Origin of the sequence: Oscillibacter valericigenes (assembly GCF_021531915.1) — a bacterium.
Classification (GTDB): Bacteria; Bacillota; Clostridia; order Oscillospirales; family Oscillospiraceae; genus Oscillibacter; species Oscillibacter valericigenes_A.
This window is the reverse complement of record NZ_JAFBIV010000004.1, coordinates 51,005-67,593: the sequence shown is the minus strand read 5'-3', so window position 1 is coordinate 67,593 and position 16,589 is coordinate 51,005. Positions and strand designations below refer to the sequence as shown.

Below are 16,589 nucleotides of genomic sequence, written 5' to 3'. Positions count from 1 at the left end.
GGGATTGTTTGCGTCAGTTTTGAAAATCAAAGCGGATATATACCTGAAAGCCGTCGTGCCGCGTCTCGCCGCTTTCCTGAGACATGTGAGTAGACCAGGAATCCTCGACCAGCAGCACGTCCGGCTCTGTGGAGGAACCCCAGACTTGTTCACCCCAGTGGGAATTGACACCCAGCTCTGAAGATGGGATGGTATCATAGCCGTCAAATACCGTGATGCCCAGCGGGGAGAAACTCTCCGGAGCTATCCCCTCGAACCGCCAGCCATAGCGGGTATCCGCACCGTCAAAGCGCTTTACCAGTTCTGCGTCCTTCTGATACGCCGGGTCAAGGAGCAGGTAGTCCACATCCAGCAACCGGGCATATAGCTGTCCGTTGTACCGCAACAGCTCCAGCCCTCGCAGAGTCTCCTCCACATAGCGGACATAGGCCGGATAATACTCCCGCGTCCATTGATTGTAGCACGTCTGATAGAGATAGACCCATTCAGGCATTGCCGGATTGGCATAGCAGGGAACGCTTTGATCATCCAGCTCTGTATCGCCTCCGTAGACAAAGCCTGGAGGGCAGTCCTCGAAAATTGCGCCGTGGGAGGAGGACAGGTACTTGACACCGTTTACTTCCACATGGGGCAAGGTATCCCACCGCGGCTCTTCCTTGTGCTGTTCGCGAAGGGAGAGAGTTGCCGCTAAAAGCAGAATCAAGCCCAGAAGTAACAGAATCAGGCGAATCTTTCGGCATTCCAGCGGTGTGAGCTTCATGGCATATCCTTTCTACGCGTGGTCGGAGTGTTTTTTATACTGTATCATAGAGGGGCGAAAAAGGAAAGCGGCAGGGCGAGTGGGGACAAATTTTTCAACGCATGGGGGAAACTTGATTTGTTCATACTTTTCGTGTATCATAAATATCAACGTTAATTTGAAATTTAACAAATAGAAAGACCATCTAAAGAAGGGAGTATGTCTCATGCCGTTTACATTCAATTTCGGCGGCTTCAATCCCGGGGATTTCGGCGGCTTCAACGGCGCGGAAGGCCAGGGGAACGCCGGCTATACGCCGCCCCGCCCCAAGAAGGAACGCAAGCCCCGGAAGCCCATCGGCAACGCCTTCACCCGCACCCTCATCAACCTGGCTGTGACACTGGTATTCGGCCTGGTGTATTTCTACGTGGAACTGCCGGCCATCAACCTCCATGCGGAGGAATTCTACGTCTTTGCTTTCCTGCTGTGCGCGGTGTACTGCGTATGCGCCGTGCTGACCTCCGGCTTCCAGGGTGAGGGAGTACGGGGGTATGTGGGCTTCGTGAAGAAGCAGTGCACGGTCCCTTTCCTGGCTTTCATCGGCCTGATCGCCGTCATCGCCGTGGGTGCCATCAGCTCCTGGGTGGTGCTGCGGGCCTCCAGCTACAGTGAACTGCTGCCCCTTCAGAGCGGCGACTTCACCGCCGAGGTGGAGGAGATCAGCTATGACCAGATCCCCATGCTGGATGCGGATTCCGCCTCCCGTCTGGGCAGCCGGAAGCTGGGCGAGCTGGCGGACATGGTGTCCCAGTTTGAGATCCTGCCCAGCTACACCCAGATCAACTACCAGGGCCGCCCGGTCCGGGTCACCTCTCTGGCCTACGGCGACCTGATCAAGTGGTTTACCAACCGCTCCGATGGCCTGCCGGCCTATATCGTCATCGACATGGTGACCCAGGAGGCTGAGGTGGTGCGGCTGAACGAAGGGATGAAGTACACCGTGGCTGAGCACTTTGGCCGGAACCTGTACCGCCACCTGCGGTTCCAGTACCCCACCATGATGTTTGATGAGCCGGTCTTTGAGATCGACGAGGACGGCATCCCCTACTGGGTCTGCTCCCGCATCGTCAAGACCATCGGCCTCTTCGGCGGCACCGATGTGGAGGGGGCCGTGCTGGTGAACGCCATCACCGGTGAGAGCGAGTACTACCAGGAGGTCCCCAACTGGGTGGACCGGGTGTATTCCTCCGACATCATCATGGATCAGTACGACTATTACGGCATGTACCACAACGGTTTCCTGAACTCTCTGTTCGGCCAGCGGGATGTGACGCTGACCACCTCCGGCTGGAACTATATTGCCATCAACGACGATGTGTATATGTACACTGGTGTCACCTCCGTTACTTCTGACCAGTCCAACATCGGCTTCATCCTCTCCAATCAGCGGACAAAGGAGACCCACTTCTATCCCTGCGCCGGCGCCACGGAGACCTCTGCCATGGACTCCGCCCAGAGCCAGGTGCAGCAGATGCGCTATGTGGCAACCTTCCCCCTGCTGCTGAACATTGCAGACCAGCCCACCTACTTCATGTCTTTGAAAGGCGAGGACGGCCTGGTGAAAATGTATGCCATGGTCAACGTCCAGCAGTATCAGATCGTGGAGACCGGCAGCACCGTGGCCCAGTGCGAGACCAACTATCGCAAGACCCTGGCCAACGCGGGCCTGATCGGCGCCGGAGACGCCCAGGTGAACCAGGGCGATGTCAGGGAGGAGCACGGCATCATCGCCGAGATCCGCAGCGCCGTGGTGGGCGGCAACACCCACTACTATGTGCGCATGGAGCACAGCCTGGGCTATCTGGACTTTAACGCGGCGGAGGTGCCCAGAGCCGTCTTACTGGATGTGGGCGACAGTATCTGGTACACCTACCGGCTGGATGAGGCTTCTTTCCCGGAGAATGGTATCATTCCTGCTTCTGATTTCCGGTTCGAGGGCGAGGAGAAGCCCACGGATGATTTCCCCCTGGAGACCAGGGCCTGACAAACCATTGAAAAACGGGACGGTTTTGCCGTCCCGTTTTTTCCTGCAAGCAGAATTGGCCGTTGACATCTTTTGGGGATGCGCATATACTTACTTTAAATCGTAAAATAGGAGCGTGAGACCCATGGAATTGAAACTGAATAACGCCGTGCTCGGCGAGGAACTATCCGGCATTCGTCGTTTTACCTTCCTGGTGCGGGGAACGCCCGGCGCCTGTGCCCTGACCATCGGCGAGCCGGACCTGAATACCCCCGATATGGTGAAGGAGGCCGCCAAGGCTGCCCTGGATGCCAACGACACCCACTATCCTCCCGGAAACGGCTATCCCTATATGCTGGAGGCCATCTCCAAATTCGAGGATAAGGCCCATGGGCTACACTATGACCCCGAGGAGATTATTTTGACCATCGGCGCCACCGAGAGCCTGCACATCGCTCTGGCCACTGTGCTGAACCCCGGCGACGAGGTCATCATCCCCACGCCCTCCTTCAGCCTGTACGCCTCCATCACCCGGCTGTGCCGCGGCGTTCCTGTGAACCTGCCCACGGAGGACAACCATTTCCAGGTGGACCCGGAGGCTCTGAAGGCCGCCATCAATGAAAAGACCAAGGCCATCATCCTGACCTCTCCCAATAACCCCACCGGCTGCATCTATACCAAGGAGACCCTGGACGCCATCCACGACATCCTGGTGGACAAGCCCATCTTCGTTCTGTGCGACGATGTGTACCGGACCCTGGTCTACACAGAGGACTACCACAGCTTCTCCGAGTATCAGGACATGCGGGACCGCATCATCGTCATCAACAGCTTCTCTAAGCCCTATGCCATGACCGGCTGGCGCCTGGGCTACTGCCTGGCGGATGCCCCTATCCGGGACCGGATGCAGATCTTCCATCAGTACATGGTGGTCTCTGCCCCCTCCTTTGTCCAGCCTGCCTGTGTGGCGGCTCTGGAGAGCGATACCAGCGGCATGGTGGAGATTTTCCGCAAGCGCCGGGACTACGTGTACAAGCGGCTGGTGGATATGGGCCTGGAGGTCCAGGAGCCGGAGGGCGCCTTCTACATGTTCATCAACATCAAAAAGTACGGCATGGACTCTCTGACCTTCTGCGAGAAGATGCTGAAGGAGGGCCTGGTGGGCCTGATCCCCGGCTGCTACTTCGACTGCGAGGGCTATATGCGCCTGAGCTACTGCTACTCCGACGCGGACCTGAAAGAGGGCCTGGACCGGATCGAGAAGTTCATCAAGACCCTGTAAATGGTATAAAAAATACGCTGTGCGCCGTGCACAGCGTATTTTTTATACCTTGCGCCGTTTGAGGAGATGATCTGCAAGGCGTCGGCCTGCGTACCCAAAGGGCAGAAACAAAGCAATGAGCAGTAGCGAGAGAATCAGACTGGCGATGCCGCCTACCTGACTGATCAACACGAAAAAGACTTCTGAGAAACCGCACAGCAGCGCCATGGAAAAACCCCACAGCATACAGAATCCGGCTACGCTCCGGCGGAACCGTTGAAGGGAAGTATCAGCGGTAAAAAGCTCGAAGCCAGCCAACAGCATTACCGGGGTTCCCAGCAGAACCACCAGCAGCGGCCATCTGGTCGAAAATAAGGAAAGCATGAAGCAATCGTCAGCCAGATACAGGAGAATCAGCAGCACGAACAGACAGAGGCTTACATCCAAAAGCAAGCAGGAAGGGTCTGGAGAGGCCGATGCGGTCAGAGGGAAGACAGACTCCGGGGAGACGGGAGGCGGAGGAGGGGCCGGAGCCTGCGCCTGGGGCGGCGAGGTATGATGGGGGCTGTCTTTCAGCAGGTAGTCCGTAGACACTTGAAACAACTCACTCAGCGCCACAATATATTTCACATCCGGCACGGTTTTGTCCAGTTCCCACTTGCTGATAGCCTGGCGGCTGACCACCAGGCGCTCTGCCAGATCCTCCTGGGACATCCCGGCGTCTGTACGCAAAGCCTGTATTTTTGCACCCAGCGTCATAGGGGGGACCTCCTTGCTTTGATGGGAATAGACTACCAGACCGGCCGGGAAAAGACTACCATTTCAAGCTGTCAAATACCGCAACCGGCGGTTGCGGAGACATGCGCAGATGCACAGGAGCGGCAGCGGAAAGAGACGCTGGTCCATGCGTCTACCGCCCCGAAAGCATGTCGGAAGTAACAAATGCGGGGATATTCTATCCGAGTTTTGCCGGTGTCAGACGCACTCGGCAGAAGGCTTGCAAGGCACGGTAGTATCGTCTCGCTCCACTCCCGCTCCGGTCCAAACTTGACCCCGGAGCGGGTCAAGTTTGAGGCCCCAAGCGCCTTTCTTTTCCCACCGGGCGCGGCGCTTTTCTTTGGGCGCAACCCAAAGAAAAGTGGGGGCGCCTCCCCCGTCCCCCAAAGGGGACATCTCACGCCATGAATAGCAGTTTCTTCAAAAATTCCACGCCTTGGGGCAAAACGGCCTCGTCATCAAAGCAGAAGTCCGGCGCGTGAAGCTCCGGCGTATCGCCTGCGCCCAGGAAGAAGAACACGCCGGGCACGGCTTTCTGATAGAAGGAGAAATCCTCCGCCGCCAGGGCCGGGGCCTCCAGCAGGGAAGGGGCGTCCTGCCCCAAGGCAGTGCAGACCGTCTCGTACAGCCCCTCGTGGTTCCATACCGCGGGATACCCCTCGTTGAGACAGACTTTCACACCGCAGCCGGTCTCGGCGGTAATCTCCTGCCCGATGGACTCCAACTGTTGTTTGCAGAAATGATACGTCTCCTCCCGGTAGGTCCGCAGGCTGCCCTCCAGCACCGTTTTCCCGCTGACGGCGTTGCGGACGGTGCCAGAGGTCATTTTGCCGAACAGGAAGGCCCGGGGTTCTTCAGGGGGAAGGGTGTCCACCATGGCGTAGGCCCGGCGGAGGTACTCCACACCTGCCGTCATGGCGTCCAGGCCCTGGCTGGCCCGGGAGAGGTGGACGCTTTTTCCGGTGACGGTGACTGTCACTTCATTGGCCCGGGCCATCAGGGGACCGGGGCGGGTGAAGACCTTTCCAGCGGGGAGATTCGGCCACAGGTGCAGGCCAAAGACCTGGGTGACGTGGTGGGCTTCCAGAATGCCGCTTTCGCACAACCCCTTGGCGCCGCCGGTGGTCTCCTCGGCGGGCTGGAACAGGAACAGCACGTTCCGGGGCAGCTTTTCCAGATGGGCGGACACATATTCCGCCAATGCCAGGGCCATGGCGGTGTGGCCGTCGTGGCCGCAGGCGTGCATCTTTCCGGGATGCGTGGAGGCGTAGGGCAGACCGGTGCACTCCATGACAGGCAGGGCGTCCATGTCCGCCCGGAAGGCCACGGTCTCGGCCTTTCCGGCGTCAAAAAAGGCACAGACGCTGCCGGGAATGGGGCTGGACAGGGTACAGCCCAGCGGCTCCAGAACAGAGCGGGTATAGGCCACAGTCTCGGGCAGCTGGTTGTCCAATTCCGGGATCTGGTGCAGGGCACGGCGGTGGTCAACAACAGTTTGGGACATGCAGGGGACCTCCTTGCGGGAATTTTATTGCACTTACTATAACATACTGTCAGAAAAACGGATAGAATTTTTGGAAAATTTCTATTGAAACGATTGGCGGATAATGATATGATAGCGAAAAATGAGATAGAGGCGCGGATGCGATGGACCCACGGGAGCCGGCAGGCTGGGAAGGTGGGAAGGGCAAATCCGCCGAACTTTTCGGTCAGGCGTGGCAGGAAGGTGGGCCTGCGGGGAACACCCGTTGGACTGTCCGCGGGAGACTGCGGGGGCGCTATCCGCTAACAGAGACTCCACGCTTTTGTGCGTGAATGGACTGTCGGTAGGAGCGTGTCTCTACCGACTTTTTCTTTTACAAATACAGAAATAAAAAGTATGGAGGGCACACAACATGAAGTTCGAAAACATCAAGGGTTCCATCGTGGCTATGATCACCCCTTTCCACGAGGATGGCAGCGTCAATTTTGAGGTCCTGACGGAGCTGCTGGAGCGGCAGATCGCTGAGGGCACCGACGGTATCCTGACCCTGGGCACCACCGGCGAGTATCCCACTATGAGCCATGAGGAAGACGCCTCCGTGGTGGAGCACACCATCAAGGTCGTGAACGGCCGGGTGCCTGTGATCGTGGGCAGCGGTTCCAACTGCACGTCCACTCAGCTGGAGAAGAGCATCCAGTATCAGGACATGGGCGCCGACGCCCTGCTGCTGATCTCCCCCTACTACAACAAGGCCAACCCCGAGGGCATGTACCGCCACTTTGCGGAGACTGCCGACGCCGTCCACATTCCCTGCCTGCTGTACAACGTCCCTGGCCGCACCGGCTGCTCCATCCCCGTCAGCGTGGTGGAGAAGCTCAGCAAGCACCCCAACATCACCGGCATCAAGGAAGCCAGCGGCGATATGTCCTACGCCATGAAGATCGCCCACTGCATCGGGCCGGACTTCGCCCTGTACTCCGGCAATGACGACATCACCCTGCCCCTCATGAGCATCGGCGGCAGCGGCGTCATCTCCGTCTACGCCAATGTCATGCCCGCCATGTGCCACCAGATCGTGGCGGATTACCTGGGCGGCAACCAGGCTCAGGCCCTGGCCAACCACCTGAAGTATCTGAAGCTGATGAACGATCTGTTTATCGAGGTGAATCCCATCCCCGTCAAGAGCGCCATGAACATGATGGGCCTGAACGTTGGTCCCATGCGGCTGCCCCTGTGCGAAATGAGTGAGGAGCATCAGGCCATCCTGCGGGCCAGCCTGAAGGAGGCGGGCCTGCTGTGAAGATCCTTCTGATCGGCCGGGGAAAAATGGGCAAACTGATCCAGTCCACCGCCAAGGCCGCCGGGGACGAGGTCGTGGCCGCCTTCGGCCACGATGACCTGGGCAAGCTGGCCGGACTGGGAAAAGTGGCCGATGTGGTCATCGACTTTTCCCGGCCGGAGGCCCTGCCTGCCGTCTGTGAATATGTCCGCCGTACCGGGACGCCCCTGCTGTCCGGCACCACCGGCTACACCGAGGCCCAGAAGGCGGAGCTGTTTGCCCTGGGCAGCACGGTCCCTGTGCTGTGGAGCGCCAACTTCTCCCTGGGCGTGGCGGTGCTGTACCGGGCTTTGCGCACCATCTCGGATGTGCTGAAGCCGGACTTTGACATTGAGATCACCGAGACCCACCACAACCAGAAGGCCGACGCTCCCAGCGGTACCGCCAAGCTGCTGGTGGAGGCCATCGACCCCGCCCACGCCCTGACTCCGGTCTATGGCCGGGAGGGGAACTGCGGCAAGCGGGGAAAGGACGAGATCGGTGTCCACGCCCTGCGGGGCGGCACCGTGGCCGGGACCCACTCCGTCCACTTCTTCGGCCCTGACGAGGAACTGGAGTTCACTCACCGGGCCGCCAGCCGCCAGATCTTCGTCAATGGCGCCCTGCACATGGCCCGCCTGCTGCCGGGGCAGCCTGCCGGGGTCTATGACCTGCAAAAAATTCTCTTTGGAGAATAAAAATAGGAGAGACACATGAACGCTCAGGAGATCATCAACTATATCGCGACTTCCGAGAAGAAGACCCCGGTGAAGCTGTATGTCAACACCACCGGCCCTGTGGACTTCGGCTCCGCCAAGGTCTTCGGCAGCGGCAACAGCTTCACCGTGTTCGGTGACTGGACCGAGCTGTCCTCCATTCTGGAGGCCAATGCTGACAAGATCACCGATTACGTGGTGGAGAACGACCGCCGCAACTCCGGTGTGCCCCTGCTGGACCTGAAGAACATCAAGGCCCGCATCGAGCCCGGCGCCATTATCCGGGAAAAGGTGGAGATCGGTGAGGGCGCCGTCATTATGATGGGCGCCGTCATCAACATCGGCGCCGTGGTGGGCAAGGGCACCATGATCGACATGGGCGCCGTGCTGGGCGGACGGGCCACTGTGGGCGATAACTGCCACATCGGCGCCGGCGCGGTGCTGGCCGGAGTGGTGGAGCCCGCCTCCGCCACTCCCGTCATCGTGGAGGACGGCGTCCTGGTGGGTGCCAACGCCGTGGTCATCGAGGGCGTCCACATCGGCAAGAACGCCGTGGTGGCCGCCGGTGCCATCGTCATTGAAGATGTGCCCGACAACGCTGTGGTGGCGGGCAGCCCTGCCCGGGTCATCAAGATGAAGGACGCCAAGACCGAGAGCAAAACCGCTCTGGTGGACGCCCTGCGGACGCTGTAAGCGCACATATAAGGACAAGGGAGCTGACGCACAAGTCAGCTCCCTTGAAATCTATATAGATGTATTTGCTGGCGCTCGGGCTGCCAGAATAAACGGCTTTGCCTCAGTGCAGCTCCGTCTCCGTGACGCACTGGGTCTTGAGTCGCTCTACCAGGAATTGCAGGCCATCCACCACATGAGGGCGAATGTCGCCGCCCACCAGCACGTACATGATGTCATCGCCTACTTGGAGCGCACCCTGGTTGAGCCATACCTTAATATAATAGATGCCCTCCAGCCGGTAGGCGGCCTCCACGGCGGCGTCCACCTTCTCCTGATCATAAGAGAACACCATGCCGGTGACGGGGGCCGTATCCTGCTGCCCCAGGCGAACCTGGGCCTTGGCTGTACCCCGTACAACGCCATTGTGGAACAGGTACATGCCTACCTGATCGGCATTGGGAGCGGATTTTGCCTCTTTGATCCATGCGTCCATGGAGGGAATATTTGTCTGCTGCTTCATAGCGACCTCCCTGCGTTTGATAGGACTATTATAAAGAAAACATCATCTGTTGGCAAGGACATTTCCGCTCCTGAAAACAGCCCTTTGTCTTCGTCAGGATGACAAAATTCAGTACAAATTTTTGGAGGGGCCGGATGTGTTTTTTCGTTGCCGCTGTGGGGCAACTGTGGTATCGTATTATCAATAAACGGGCAGGGGGAACTGGTATATGCTGGTACTGGATTTCATCAACGTTGGCAACGGCGATTCCATCCTGGTGCGGGAGATGAAGGAGGGAGCGCAGCGGTTTGCCATGCTGGTGGACTGCGGCCATGACAACCTGGTACGTGACGACCACGCCCAGGAGCTGGACCCCCGCTCCCAACGTATTTACGCGGGAGACTTCCTGAAACAGCAGGGAGTGGACCATCTGGATATCCTGCTGCTGACCCATTTCCACCGGGACCATGTGGGCGGTCTGAGCCGGGTACTGGACGCAGTGACGGTAGATCGTTTGATGACTCCCTATGCGCCGCCTGCGGATGCTCCTGCTCTGGACCCGGACGGGGACAACGGCCTGCCCAAGGCAGCCCGAAACCTGCTGCGCTGCGTGGATATGTATGTCCAACCCCTGCGGCGGCAGGGAGACCGCATCCGGGAGATCGTGGAATTTGCCGGAGACCGGATGGAGACTCTGCACCTGACCGAGGACCTGAGCATGGATGTCCTCTTCGGTGAGCCGGCCCTGTATCCCCGGCAGAAGGAAGTGTACGACGCCGCCTACCGGGGCGAGCGGAACGGATATGATCTGATCCACTGGGCCAAGTCCATGAATGTGGCCAGCCTGCGGCAGCGGCTGTACTATCACGGTAAAGAGATCGTGCTGGGGGGCGACGCCTACGCCCACATGTGGGAGACGGCCACGGCCACCCCCTGCGATATTTTGAAGGTGCCCCATCACGCGTCGTTGTCCTCCACCACCCGGAAGCTGCTGAAGATGCTGCGGCCCAAGACGGCGGTGGTGTGCGTGGCGGCACGGCGACCGGATGAGCGTCCCCACCCCTACATCGTCAGCCTCCTGAAAGAGTGTGTGGGAGACGTGCGGTTCACGGACGCCGTGGAGATCCCTGGCCTGGTGGAGCCGGAGTTCCATGAGTCGGTACATATTGAGATTGAATAAAAAACGGGCCATCCGGCCCGTTTTTTCATGGGGTATTCAACAGGTCCTGTACCTGCTCCAGAAGCTGCTCTCCGCGAATCAATTCATGGTCATTTACCGAATAACGGCCAGTACTTCCCACCAGGTAGAAAAAGCAAGGGCCGTTGTCATCCATGCCGTGGATGCAGATGCTGCCCTTGACAGGGTGAGCGCCCAGCGGGTTTGACCAGCGGCGACACTTGGCTCGGGACACTAGGGCTGCCAGGTTTTCCAATGCGGCTGGCTCCAAATCCTCTGTGATATAGCGGCCGTCCTGTTCCACCTGGTGAATCCGATATGTACCGGATACCGCGTTGGCGGGGATCAGCAGATAGGCCAGTGATCCCGAAAGCAGAAGGGCGACAATCGTGAAAAGGATGACGCGGTTTCGTTTCATGGGCACACCTCCATTGTTTTTTTTAGTATATTACGGCGATGGCGGATAGTCAATTTGAGACAGCAGGCATAAAACGGCGGAGCAGCCAGGCTGCTCCGCCGTTTGAAGTGCTGATGGAAAATGGAATTACTTGTACATCTCGGGCTTCTCCATGGTCTCCACCTTCAGGAACTGAGAGGTGCCACGGGAAGCGTTCAGAGCGTCACCGGCAACGCAGGCAACATAGCCGTCCCAGGAGGAGGGACCGGTCAGCTTGCCGGCGTGGACGGACTCGACCCACTTGCAGAACTCGATGTCGTAGGCCTCGATGAAGCGCTCCTTCCAGTCGGTCATGATGGGCATGGACTCGGCGGGATTCAGGCTGTCCCAGCCCTGGGGACGAGAGCGACGGACCACAGCGTAGGGATCGGGCAGCTTGACGGTGCCGTTCTCGCAGACGACCTCGCACTGGATGTCATAGCCGTAACCGTCGGCGACCTGGACCTCCACGTCGATGAAGCAGCCCTTCTTGGTGCGCATCAGCATGACCTGGGGGTTGTCATAGCCCTTGTCGGAGTTGGCGGACTGACGGACCTTGACGCACTGCACGTCCTCGTACTCGTCGTCCAGCAGCCAGCGGCAGATGTCCAGCTCGTGGATGGCCACGTTGGTCACGCCGTTCTCGGTCTTGAAGCCCGGGCCCTGAGCCACGTTGCGGTGGCAGGCCTTGATGACCAGGGGAGCGCCCAGCTCGCCGGAGTCGATGATGCGCTTCATCTCGGCGTAGCCGCGGTCATAGTGACGCATGAAGCCCACCTGGACCAGACGCTTGCCGATCTCCAGCTCGCGGTTGATGATCTCCTCGCAGTCCTTGGCGTTCTGGGACAGGGGCTTCTCGCAGAAGCACCACTTCTCCTCGGCCAGGGTCTTCATGACGTAGTCATGATGGGTGGGGTCGATGGAGGTGATGACAACGGCCTCAACGTCGGGGTCCTTGATCATGCCGTCGCAGTCGTTGCCGTAGGACTTGATGCCGTACTTGGCAGCGGTGTCGTCAGCGGCGGCGGCCACATAGTCAGAGACAGCCACGACGGTGGCGCCGGGGACAGTCTCAATGATGCGGCGGCAATGATCCTTGCCGATGGCACCGCAGCCGATGATACCGATTTTCAGAACCTTATCCATGATAATTACCTTCCTTTTCTCTTATATTAAAATGGTAGGATTTTCATATTTCAGCTAGGGGCGGTGAGGACACCGCCCCTGCGGGGATCAATACTTGCGGGCGTCCTTCAGGTGAGCCAACATGTCGTTGTAGCAGGCGACGTTCTCCTCGCGCTCGGAAACCTCGGTATCGCCCACGCGCCACCAGGAGCTGTAACCATCGGTCATGGTCTTGGGCAGAACCTTGATGTCGAACAGCACGGGAACATTCTTGACCTTCTTGGCGTCTTCCAGAGCAGCCATCAGCTCGTCCATGGTGCGGATGGTGTAACCCTTGCAGCCGTAGCCCTCGGCAACCTTGGCGTAGTCAATGTTCAGGAAGTCACCGAACAGGCCGTCCTTGTTGCGCTGACGCAGCTCCGTGCACAGAGTCAGGTTGCCGTGACCGACCTGCAGGTTGTTGATGCAGCCGAAGGAGGCGTTGTCGAACAGGCAGATATTGATCTTCTTGTGCTCCATCAGAGCGGTGATGATCTCACCGTGCAGCATATTGAAGCTGCCGTCGCCGCAGAATGCGTAGACTTCGCGCTTGTCACCGATGGCCAGCTTCACGCCCAGAGCGCCGGCGATCTCGTAACCCATGGTGGAGTAGCCATATTCCATGTTATAGGTGTCGATGCCGGTGGGACGCCACATACGCTGCATATCGCCGGGCAGAGAGCCGGCAGCACCGATAGCCACGTCACCCTCGCTCATGAAGTGGTTGATGGCACCCAGAACGGTGGTCTGGCACAGAGTGGACTTCACATCCTTGGCATAACGCTCAACGGAACTGCGGTTCGCGTCGTTGATCTCGGGCTTCCAGGACTTCTTCTCAGAATAGACAATGCTGTCCAGACGATTCAGCTCCTCCAGCCACTTTTCCTTGGCGACCTTGACCTCGTCCTTGTAAGCGGGTTTGTAGCCGGCCAGCTTAGCCTCCAGACGGGGCAGAGCTTCCTTGGCGTCGGCAACCACGGGAACGGCATCCAGCTTCAGAGCCTGGAACTCAGACACATTGATGTTGACGAACTTGCAGGTGTCCTTGAACAGCCAGCGGGAAGCGGTGGTGAAGTCGGTGTAGCGGGTGCCGACACCGATGACCAGGTCAGCCTTGCGGGCGATCTCGTTGGCAGCGGAGCAGCCGGTGGTACCCAGACCGCCCAGATTCAGAGGATTCATCCAGTCGGTAGCGGACTTGCCGGACTGGGTCTCGCCGTAGGGGATGCCCAGAGTCTCTGCGAAGTGCAGGAACTCGGCATGAGCCTCGGAGTAGCGAACGCCGCCGCCGCAGATCATCAGGGGGCGCTTAGCCTTCTTGATGGCCTCAGCAGCCTCGTCCAGGGCAACCTCGGTTGCGGGACGGCGCTCCAGACGCCAGACACGCTTGGCCAGGAAGGAAACGGGATAATCATAAGCCTCGCCCTCAACATCCTGAGGCAGGGCAATGCAGACAGCGCCGGTGTTGGCGGGATCGGTCAGCACGCGGAAAGCGGAGAGCATGGCGCTCATCAGCTGCTCGGGGCGGACGATACGATCCCAGTAACGGCAGACAGCCTTGAAAGCATCATTGGTGGTGGTAGCCAGAGAGTTGGTGTGCTCGACCTGCTGCAGAACGGGATCGGGCTGACGGCAGGCATAGGTGTCGCCGGGCAGAACCAGCAGAGGCAGATTGTTGGCGGTAGCGGTACCGCAGGCGGTGACCATGTTGGCAGCGCCGGGGCCCACAGAAGAGGTAGCCACGCAGATCTGCTTACGCTTGGTCTGTGCTGCAAAAGCAACGGCTGCCTGAGCCATGCCCTGCTCGTTCTGGCCATGATAGATCTTCATCTTCTTGGCTTCCTGGGTCAGAGCCTGACCGAGACCAACCACGTTACCGTGGCCGGGGATGATGAACACGCCGTGGACAAAGGGAGTCTGGACGCCGTCCACTTCGATGTACTGGTTCTCCAGGAACCGGACCAGGGCCTGAGCCATGGTCAAACGTACGGTTTTCATGGGAATCTTACCTCCTGTCAATGATTGGGATAGATGTGGTCATTGGCGTCGGCCTTCCACAGCCAGGCGTGCTCGGGATCGTCAATGCGGGTCTTGTCCCAGGGATCGCCGTCCAGATGACGGATGCCCCAGGCGTAGCACATGGCGTAGCCGGGCGCGGCGGTCTGGGAGTGGAAGCCGTGGTTGATGACAGCCAGGCCATTGTGGCCGGTCTTGAAGATCTCACCGTTGGCAAAGCCCGCGCCGAAGCCGTCGGGATAGTCAAAGCGGTAGAAATAGACCTCGGGCTGGGGATGGTGATGAGGGGGATAGGAGGACCACTTGCCGGGATGGTTCAACACCTCGCCCAGGACCATGTTGGAGAAGGGGGCGTTGTCCAGGTCGAAGAAGGTCTTGATCTCCCGCTCCATGCAGCCCATCAGCTCGCCGGCGGAGCCCTTGTACTCGGTCTGCACGGTCTCGGGGGTGTACATGACAGCCTCATAGGGCTTGTCATTCAGGGTCTTCTGGATATACAGTTCGCTGTGGGCGTGGGCGGTCAGAGTGATTTTGGTGCCCTTGCCGGCCAGCAGGCAGTAGGCCTCATGGTGGAAGCAGTCGGGGCGGTCGGCTTCGACCTTTTTGCCATCCCACTCATAGGTGACCTTGCCGGAGAACAGAAGGACTGCGATCTCCTTGTTGGCCTCGTCGAAGGTAAAGACGTCGCCGTCCTCCATCAGCAGCAGGCCTACGTCCATCTGGGTGCCCATATCGTCGGTGTTGGCGTCGATATAGGCGTTGTAGCCGTTCTTCAGTTCGGAATTTTTGTTAAAATAGGTCATCGGAACCATCTCCTATTTTGAATAGCATTGGGAAAGGGCTGGGGGAAAGCGCTGGTTTCCCCAGTTCATTCGCCAGCGGCGAATGAAGAAAATGAAATTATTTTCGCTGCGGCGCCCTCCGGGGGGATTCTCTTGCCCCTTCGGGGCAATTTACCTTCTGTACGTGGCGAAAATACATTGCTCCAGCCTCGGCCCAAAGGAACGGGCCTCGGCAGACCCGGCGGTATGATGTCGGGGCAGCCGCCGGGGGCGGCGTTCACCAGTGACCGATGTCACTGGTGGCAGGGGATTCTCAAGGGGGAGCTTGCTCCCCCTTGAGGGCTTAAAGCCCGGTGTGCTCGCGGATGTACTTACGGCCCTTCATAGCGTACTCCAGAGGATTGGCCTTGGCGGGGTCCTGCTCGGCCTCCACCAGCAGCCAGCCCTGGTAGCCGGCGTCGGACAGCACCTTGAACACGGGGTCGAAGTCCACGTCGCCGTCGCCGGGGACGGTGAAGGAGCCGTTGCGGACGGCCTGCAGGAAGCTCCAGTTGTTCTTGCGGACCTCTTCCACCACGCTCAGACGCATGTCCTTCAGATGGACGTGGCCCACGCGGTCCACATACTTCTTCAGCATGGCCAGGGGGTCCTCACCGGCGAAGGTGAAGTGACCGGTATCATAGCACAGGAAGACGTAGCGGGGATCGGTGTTGGCCATCATGCGGTCCGTCTCCTCGGAGGTCTGGACCACAGTGCCCATGTGATGATGGAAGCACAGCTTGAAGCCGCGGTCGGCGGCGATCTTGCCCAGGGTGTTCAGACCGGCGCAGAAGCGGTCCCACTCCTCGTCATTCATGACGTGCTTGTGGCCGCCGGTGAGGACGGGGGTGTCCATCTGGCCCTGGATGGAATAGCTCTGCTCACTGACGTTGATGCGGTTGGCACCGACGGCGGCCAGGAAGTCCAGGTTGGCGGTGAAGTCGGCGATCTCCTCCTCGATGGGACGGGTCAGGATGAAGGAAGAATACCAGCGGCTGGCGATGCGCATACCGCGCAGGTCCAGGGCCTTCTTCAGCTCAGCGGGGTCAGAGGGATACTTGTTGCCAATTTCGCAGCCGGTAAAGCCGGCCAGAGCCATTTCGCTGACGATCTGCTGGAAGGTGTTCTCGCCGCCCAGCTCAGGCATATCGTCGTTGCACCAGCCGATAGGGGCGATGCCCAGGGAAACGGACTTGGGATCAAACATAGGAAACGTCCTCCTTCAATAATAAATAGTGAAAACTGGCTGTCTGTGTGCGCCCACAGATACATTAACAACAACCCGCAGACGCAATCGTTTTTGCCAACAATAAAAGTACCATCAATTTGCCTAAAAATCAACGGCTTTCCTGTATAAAAACGGATTTTTTCCGATTTGCCCAAAGAGCTCTTCTGTTTTTATATGTATGTGACAGAAGAATTCCCCTTAATAAATGCAGTCTGGACTGTCGAAAGTGGCGGCTGTGACGGAAGAAAGAGAAAAT

General features: G+C 58.9%; 15 protein-coding genes and 1 riboswitch. Of the genes, 6 read left to right on the top strand and 9 right to left on the bottom strand.

Features of this window, described 5'->3' with window-relative positions; genetic code table 11:
* Positions 1 to 13 precede the first annotated feature (13 nt).
* Complete coding sequence (locus JQM66_RS04705; protein WP_235228713.1) at positions 14 to 634, bottom strand: hypothetical protein; 621 nt, start codon at positions 632 to 634, stop codon at positions 14 to 16.
* 331 nt (positions 635 to 965) lie between these two features.
* On the opposite strand from JQM66_RS04705, the gene JQM66_RS04700 reads away from it, so the two are divergent.
* Both JQM66_RS04700 and JQM66_RS04695 read left to right on the top strand, forming a co-directional pair.
* On the top strand, positions 966 to 2,783 hold the full coding sequence (locus JQM66_RS04700) for a CvpA family protein (RefSeq protein WP_235228712.1): 1,818 nt from the start codon (positions 966 to 968) through the stop codon (positions 2,781 to 2,783).
* A gap of 124 nt (positions 2,784 to 2,907) precedes the next feature.
* Positions 2,908 to 4,044, top strand: a complete 1,137-nt coding sequence (locus JQM66_RS04695) for a pyridoxal phosphate-dependent aminotransferase (protein ID WP_235228711.1) — start codon at positions 2,908 to 2,910, stop codon at positions 4,042 to 4,044.
* Between the two features lie 42 nt (positions 4,045 to 4,086).
* Here JQM66_RS04695 and JQM66_RS04690 read toward each other — a convergent pair whose 3' ends face one another.
* Both JQM66_RS04690 and JQM66_RS04685 read right to left on the bottom strand, forming a co-directional pair.
* Complete coding sequence (locus JQM66_RS04690; protein WP_235228710.1) at positions 4,087 to 4,782, bottom strand: helix-turn-helix domain-containing protein; 696 nt, start codon at positions 4,780 to 4,782, stop codon at positions 4,087 to 4,089.
* A gap of 415 nt (positions 4,783 to 5,197) precedes the next feature.
* The gene (locus tag JQM66_RS04685; protein WP_235228709.1) at positions 5,198 to 6,304 is read right to left on the bottom strand and encodes a M20 metallopeptidase family protein; all 1,107 of its coding nucleotides are present in this window, start codon (positions 6,302 to 6,304) and stop codon (positions 5,198 to 5,200) included.
* A 119-nt stretch (positions 6,305 to 6,423) separates the two neighbouring features.
* Positions 6,424 to 6,589: riboswitch (Lysine riboswitch) on the top strand.
* A gap of 106 nt (positions 6,590 to 6,695) precedes the next feature.
* On the opposite strand from JQM66_RS04685, the gene dapA reads away from it, so the two are divergent.
* Genes dapA through dapD form a run of 3 tightly spaced genes read left to right on the top strand, consistent with a single transcriptional unit; the run spans position 6,696 to position 9,010 of the window.
* Complete coding sequence (gene dapA, locus JQM66_RS04680; protein WP_235228708.1) at positions 6,696 to 7,583, top strand: 4-hydroxy-tetrahydrodipicolinate synthase; 888 nt, start codon at positions 6,696 to 6,698, stop codon at positions 7,581 to 7,583.
* Positions 7,580 to 8,299: a 4-hydroxy-tetrahydrodipicolinate reductase gene (dapB, locus tag JQM66_RS04675; protein ID WP_235228707.1), complete on the top strand. Its 720-nt coding sequence runs from the start codon at positions 7,580 to 7,582 to the stop codon at positions 8,297 to 8,299. The genes dapA and dapB overlap by 4 nt, the downstream gene beginning before the upstream one ends.
* Positions 8,300 to 8,314: 15 nt before the next feature.
* Positions 8,315 to 9,010: a 2,3,4,5-tetrahydropyridine-2,6-dicarboxylate N-acetyltransferase gene (gene dapD, locus JQM66_RS04670; protein ID WP_235228706.1), complete on the top strand. Its 696-nt coding sequence runs from the start codon at positions 8,315 to 8,317 to the stop codon at positions 9,008 to 9,010.
* A 103-nt stretch (positions 9,011 to 9,113) separates the two neighbouring features.
* Here the strand turns inward: dapD and JQM66_RS04665 are convergent, their stop codons facing one another.
* Positions 9,114 to 9,512 (bottom strand): molybdenum cofactor biosynthesis protein MoaE, encoded by a 399-nt coding sequence (locus tag JQM66_RS04665; protein WP_235228705.1) that lies wholly within the window; start codon positions 9,510 to 9,512, stop codon positions 9,114 to 9,116.
* A 208-nt stretch (positions 9,513 to 9,720) separates the two neighbouring features.
* On the opposite strand from JQM66_RS04665, the gene JQM66_RS04660 reads away from it, so the two are divergent.
* Complete coding sequence (locus JQM66_RS04660; protein ID WP_235228704.1) at positions 9,721 to 10,671, top strand: ComEC/Rec2 family competence protein; 951 nt, start codon at positions 9,721 to 9,723, stop codon at positions 10,669 to 10,671.
* Between the two features lie 25 nt (positions 10,672 to 10,696).
* Here JQM66_RS04660 and JQM66_RS04655 read toward each other — a convergent pair whose 3' ends face one another.
* The 5 genes from JQM66_RS04655 to iolE all read right to left on the bottom strand — a co-directional run bounded on the left by JQM66_RS04655 (position 10,697) and on the right by iolE (position 16,312).
* Entirely contained in the window at positions 10,697 to 11,086 is a 390-nt protein-coding gene (locus JQM66_RS04655; protein ID WP_235228703.1) for a hypothetical protein, read from the bottom strand.
* Between the two features lie 126 nt (positions 11,087 to 11,212).
* Complete coding sequence (locus JQM66_RS04650; protein ID WP_235228702.1) at positions 11,213 to 12,250, bottom strand: Gfo/Idh/MocA family protein; 1,038 nt, start codon at positions 12,248 to 12,250, stop codon at positions 11,213 to 11,215.
* Between the two features lie 87 nt (positions 12,251 to 12,337).
* The gene (gene iolD, locus JQM66_RS04645; protein WP_235228701.1) at positions 12,338 to 14,266 is read right to left on the bottom strand and encodes a 3D-(3,5/4)-trihydroxycyclohexane-1,2-dione acylhydrolase (decyclizing); all 1,929 of its coding nucleotides are present in this window, start codon (positions 14,264 to 14,266) and stop codon (positions 12,338 to 12,340) included.
* Positions 14,267 to 14,283: 17 nt separating this feature from the next.
* Positions 14,284 to 15,087 (bottom strand): 5-deoxy-glucuronate isomerase, encoded by an 804-nt coding sequence (locus JQM66_RS04640; RefSeq protein WP_235228700.1) that lies wholly within the window; start codon positions 15,085 to 15,087, stop codon positions 14,284 to 14,286.
* Between the two features lie 322 nt (positions 15,088 to 15,409).
* Positions 15,410 to 16,312 (bottom strand): myo-inosose-2 dehydratase, encoded by a 903-nt coding sequence (iolE, locus tag JQM66_RS04635; protein WP_235228698.1) that lies wholly within the window; start codon positions 16,310 to 16,312, stop codon positions 15,410 to 15,412.
* Positions 16,313 to 16,589 lie beyond the last annotated feature (277 nt).

Coding starts and splice junctions, on each gene's coding strand:
- JQM66_RS04685 (WP_235228709.1), bottom strand. CDS start 6,304: ATGTCCCAAACTGTTGTTGACCACCGCCGTGCCCTGCACCAGATCCCG.
- dapD (WP_235228706.1), top strand. CDS start 8,315: ATGAACGCTCAGGAGATCATCAACTATATCGCGACTTCCGAGAAGAAG.
- iolD (WP_235228701.1), bottom strand. CDS start 14,266: ATGAAAACCGTACGTTTGACCATGGCTCAGGCCCTGGTCCGGTTCCTG.
- JQM66_RS04655 (WP_235228703.1), bottom strand. CDS start 11,086: ATGAAACGAAACCGCGTCATCCTTTTCACGATTGTCGCCCTTCTGCTT.
- iolE (WP_235228698.1), bottom strand. CDS start 16,312: ATGTTTGATCCCAAGTCCGTTTCCCTGGGCATCGCCCCTATCGGCTGG.
- JQM66_RS04650 (WP_235228702.1), bottom strand. CDS start 12,250: ATGGATAAGGTTCTGAAAATCGGTATCATCGGCTGCGGTGCCATCGGC.
- JQM66_RS04665 (WP_235228705.1), bottom strand. CDS start 9,512: ATGAAGCAGCAGACAAATATTCCCTCCATGGACGCATGGATCAAAGAG.
- JQM66_RS04660 (WP_235228704.1), top strand. CDS start 9,721: ATGCTGGTACTGGATTTCATCAACGTTGGCAACGGCGATTCCATCCTG.
- JQM66_RS04695 (WP_235228711.1), top strand. CDS start 2,908: ATGGAATTGAAACTGAATAACGCCGTGCTCGGCGAGGAACTATCCGGC.
- dapA (WP_235228708.1), top strand. CDS start 6,696: ATGAAGTTCGAAAACATCAAGGGTTCCATCGTGGCTATGATCACCCCT.
- JQM66_RS04640 (WP_235228700.1), bottom strand. CDS start 15,087: ATGACCTATTTTAACAAAAATTCCGAACTGAAGAACGGCTACAACGCC.
- JQM66_RS04700 (WP_235228712.1), top strand. CDS start 966: ATGCCGTTTACATTCAATTTCGGCGGCTTCAATCCCGGGGATTTCGGC.
- JQM66_RS04690 (WP_235228710.1), bottom strand. CDS start 4,782: ATGACGCTGGGTGCAAAAATACAGGCTTTGCGTACAGACGCCGGGATG.